5 protein-coding genes are annotated in these 2,910 nt (G+C 74.5%); 2 read left to right on the forward strand and 3 right to left on the reverse strand.

The annotated features are described in order from the left end of the window. Together ACWDX9_RS61995 and ACWDX9_RS62000 are read left to right on the forward strand one after the other, a co-directional pair. Positions 1-1,000, forward strand: a 1,000-nt coding sequence (locus ACWDX9_RS61995) for an alpha/beta fold hydrolase (RefSeq protein ID WP_449973229.1), incomplete at its 5' end; no start/stop codon positions are given. 73 nt (positions 1,001-1,073) lie between these two features. Continuing rightward, positions 1,074-1,475 carry a hypothetical protein gene (locus ACWDX9_RS62000; protein WP_449973230.1) on the forward strand — a complete coding sequence of 134 codons (402 nt, stop codon included), beginning with the start codon at positions 1,074-1,076 and terminating at the stop codon, positions 1,473-1,475. Here the strand turns inward: ACWDX9_RS62000 and ACWDX9_RS62005 are convergent. From ACWDX9_RS62005 to ACWDX9_RS62015, 3 genes are all read right to left on the reverse strand, one after another. Continuing rightward, positions 1,453-1,782, reverse strand: a complete 330-nt coding sequence (locus ACWDX9_RS62005; RefSeq protein ID WP_449973231.1) for a hypothetical protein — start codon at positions 1,780-1,782, stop codon at positions 1,453-1,455. The two genes, ACWDX9_RS62000 and ACWDX9_RS62005, sit on opposite strands and share 23 nt — an antisense overlap. Further along, the gene (locus tag ACWDX9_RS62010; protein WP_449973232.1) at positions 1,782-2,540 is read right to left on the reverse strand and encodes an MFS transporter; all 759 of its coding nucleotides are present in this window, start codon (positions 2,538-2,540) and stop codon (positions 1,782-1,784) included. The genes ACWDX9_RS62005 and ACWDX9_RS62010 overlap by 1 nt, the downstream gene beginning before the upstream one ends. Continuing rightward, positions 2,527-2,910, reverse strand: a 384-nt coding sequence (locus ACWDX9_RS62015) for an MFS transporter (protein WP_449973233.1), incomplete at its 5' end; no start/stop codon positions are given. The genes ACWDX9_RS62010 and ACWDX9_RS62015, both read right to left, overlap by 14 nt.

A 2,910-nucleotide genomic window follows, 5' to 3' on the forward strand; every position in this document is an offset into this window, starting at 1 on the left:
CGGGGCGGAGCTGGCGGCCGTGGCCGTCCCCCTCGCGGGCCTGCTGTTCGGCGGGCCGCCGCACCGGCCTATGGCGGCCGGGCCCGGCACGCGGTACTGGGACCTGCCGACCGGCTCGCGCATCGCCTACACGCGGACCCCGGCCCAGGGCGAGCGCGGGGCCACGCCGGTGATCCTCGTACACGGCGGGCCGGGCGCGCCGGACGCCGAGCCGTCGCCGCTGGCGCCCGCGCTCGCCGCCGCGGGCTTCGACGTGTACGCCTACCACCAAGTGGGTGCGGGCCTGTCCGGCCGCCTGTCCGACGTGGGCGGCTACACGGTCGCCAGGCACGTCGCCGACCTGGACGCCGTCAGGGCCGCGATCGGCGCCGACCGCGTCGTGCTGGCCGGCGTCTCCTGGGGCGGCCAGCTCGTCGCCGCCTACCTGGCCGCGCACCCGGACCGGGTCGCCCGCGCGGTCGTGGCCTCGCCGGGAACGATGTGGTCTCCCGCCTTCCCGGACAACCGGCACCTGACGGCGAGCGGGCTGCGCGACCAGAACGGCGCGCTGTGGGACCGCCATCCCCGCTTGCTGCTGGCCGCCGCGCTCGTCGAGGTCGCGGGGCCTCGCGCCGCCCACGCGCTGCTGCCGGGCGAGGCGATGGACGGCGAGTTCGAGTCCCTCGTCGGCGACCTGGACATGCGGGCGGGGTGCCCCGGCCGGCCCTTGCGGGAGCCGCCGTCGGGGTCGGGGTTCTGGGCCAACGTCATGACCGCGCGCGACGCCGGCCGGATGGCCGACCCCCGGCCCGCACTGCGCCGGGTCGCCGTGCCCGTGCTGGTGCTGCGCGGCTCGTGCGACTACCTGGCGCCCGAGGTCGCCCGCGAGTACGCCGACGTGCTGCCGAACGCCGTCTTCCGCGCGATCGACGGCTCCGGCCACGACATCGCCCACGACCGGCCCGCCGAGTACCGGGAGCTGGTCACCGCGTTCCTGCGCGGCCACCCGAATGCCCGTTGAATGCCCTGCCGCCGCCCTGGTCAGCGCTGCTTCCCGTACTGAGAATCGGTCCTGTAACCCTGAGGAGGCGGACATGGCACACACGGGATCGCATTCGAGGAAGCCGACCATCGTCCTGAGCACGGCCGCCATGCTGGGCACGGCCGTCGCGCTGCTGACAGGCGGGACCGCGAGCGCCGAACAGGCGTCAACGAGCGTGGCGCTCGCGGTCACCTGTGGAGACGGCTCGCTGTCGGCCGACTGGTACTTCGACTCTTCGCACTACAACCCCAACGCGTGCGCCAAGTGCCAGGAGGCGGGCGCCAGACTCGAGGCGACAGGTTTCTGGCGCGCCTACTGCAAACGGCGGTACAACCCGGCCGGCACGCTCACCCGGGTGGACCTCTATCGCTTCTGCGTGGCTTGCCGGAGCCCCGAGGCGGCCCTCGCCGCAGGGCCGTCGCTCCGGAGTGTCAGCCGTTCGGTCCGCGCTTGACGAGGACGAGCACCAGGACCAGCACGGCCACGCCGGCCAGGCCCACGACGTTGTAGGCGTCGGTGAACGCCGCCCGCACGTCCCCCAGCAGGTGGAGGTCACCGCGGGCGGCGGCGTCACGGACGCCGTCGACGACGCCGCCCGCGGACGGTGAGCCAGGCAGGCCGAGCCGGGCGCGGTAGATCACGGTGCCCAGGGAGCCGAGGAGCGTCAGCCCGACCGCGATCCCCAGCTCGTTGCTCACCTGGGCCAGCGCCGCTCCCGCGCCGGCCCGCTCCGGCGGTGCGGCGCTGATGACGCGGTCCATCAGCAGCGGGAACGCCGCGCCGATGCCGAACGCCGCCAGCGCCCGCCCCTGACCAGCGCGGTCAGGAACAGCGCGGCCAGCACCTTGGCCACCCGCGGCGCGCGGATCAGGCCCAGGTCGAGCAGCGGGTTGTCCAGCCGCCGCTGCCGCCGCACGAACAGCGCGGCGAGGAGCAGTCCGGCGGCCAGGGTGAGCCACACCGAGGCGCCGGCGCCGTCGCTCACCCAGGTCTTGAGCGCGTAGACGACGCCGAGGACCGCGGCCAGGCTCTGCCCGGTGCTCACCAGGTCGATCCGGGGCGCGTGCTCGGAGCGGGTCTCCGGCAGCAGGCGCGGTACGACGGCGATGGTGACGGCCATGACCGGCACACCGATCAGGAACACCGACCCCCACCAGAAGGAGGCCAGCAGCAGCCCGCCGACGAACGGCGCCACCGCCATCCCGCCCAGGAACACCGTCATGTACGCGCCCATCGCCTGCACGCGGACCTTCTCGTCGGTGAACAGCACCCCGATCAGCGACATGGAGGCGGGCATGATGGCCGACCCGGCCACGCCCATGACGGCCCGGGCCAGGATCACCAGCAGCGGGGTGGCGGCGAACGCGCCCACGGCCGAGGCCAGCGCGAACAGCGCCGCGCCCATCACGGAGATGTCGATCGCGACCAGCAGGGTCGGCAGCGCCAGAGCGGTGAGTGCCAGCCATCGGCGGCGTCGGCGAATGTCCTCACGGCGAGTTGCGTCATCATGGTTCCACAAGGGTCGAGGGGGCCCTGCGGGCCCGGGGGACGAAGATGACGGCGAGCGCCATCAGAGCGGCGGTGACCAGCAGCGCCGGCGGGTAGCCGGTCAGGGGCGCCAGGAGGCCGACCGCGAACGCGCCGGCGGCCATGCCGCTGTCGTAGGCGGCGTTCCACAGGGCGCTGACGGTGCTGAACATCTCCGGACGGACGCGCCCGTACATGACGGTCATGGTGGCGTTCTGCAGGACGCCGAACCCGGCGCCAAAGACGGCGGCGCCGGCGACGACGCTCAGGCTCCAGTGCGTCAGCGACACGGCGGCCATCCCGGCCGCGGACAGGACGAGCCCGCCGAGCAGCAGCCCCTCGTGCCCGCGACGGTCGCCGAC

This window comes from Nonomuraea sp. NPDC003201 (genome assembly GCF_053590415.1).

What these genes read in the sequence shown, in the direction of transcription:
- ACWDX9_RS62005 (WP_449973231.1), bottom strand. Translation starts at nt 1,782, where the DNA reads ATGGACCGCGTCATCAGCGCCGCACCGCCGGAGCGGGCCGGCGCGGGA.
- ACWDX9_RS62000 (WP_449973230.1), top strand. Translation starts at nt 1,074, where the DNA reads ATGGCACACACGGGATCGCATTCGAGGAAGCCGACCATCGTCCTGAGC.